This window comes from Ectothiorhodospira variabilis, from assembly GCF_022227625.1.
GTDB lineage: Bacteria > Pseudomonadota > Gammaproteobacteria > Ectothiorhodospirales > Ectothiorhodospiraceae > Ectothiorhodospira > Ectothiorhodospira haloalkaliphila.
Map to the genome: position 1 here is coordinate 1 of NZ_JAJNAO010000068.1, position 335 is coordinate 335.

Below are 335 nucleotides of genomic sequence, written 5' to 3' on the forward strand. Positions count from 1 at the left end.
GGGATCGGCGTCCTTGAGCACACTGTAGAGGTTCTTGAGGCCCTCGCGCAGCTCCCGGGCACGCTCCGGTTCCAGAATGTTGTCCAGGATGGGCTTGTCGTATTCATCGATCAGCACCACCGCCCGTTGACCATGGTGCTGGTGCGTCTGGTGGATGAGCTCGCGAAAGCGGCCGGCAATGGAGGTGTTGCGCAGGGAAACGCCCAACGCCTCGGCCTGGGCGTTGAGCAGTTCATGGATGTGGATGTCCAGGGCCTCGCGGCTGGTCAGCACGCCATCGCCAAAGCTCAGGCGAATCACCGGGTGGGTCTGCTGCCAGTCCCAGTGGTCGTGGA

The 335-nt window shown here is 63.3% G+C and carries 1 protein-coding gene; it reads right to left on the minus strand.

The window, feature by feature from the left end; all coding sequences use genetic code 11:
- On the minus strand, positions 1 to 335 hold a 335-nt coding region (locus tag LPW30_RS15960; RefSeq protein WP_239681376.1), incomplete at both ends, for an AAA family ATPase.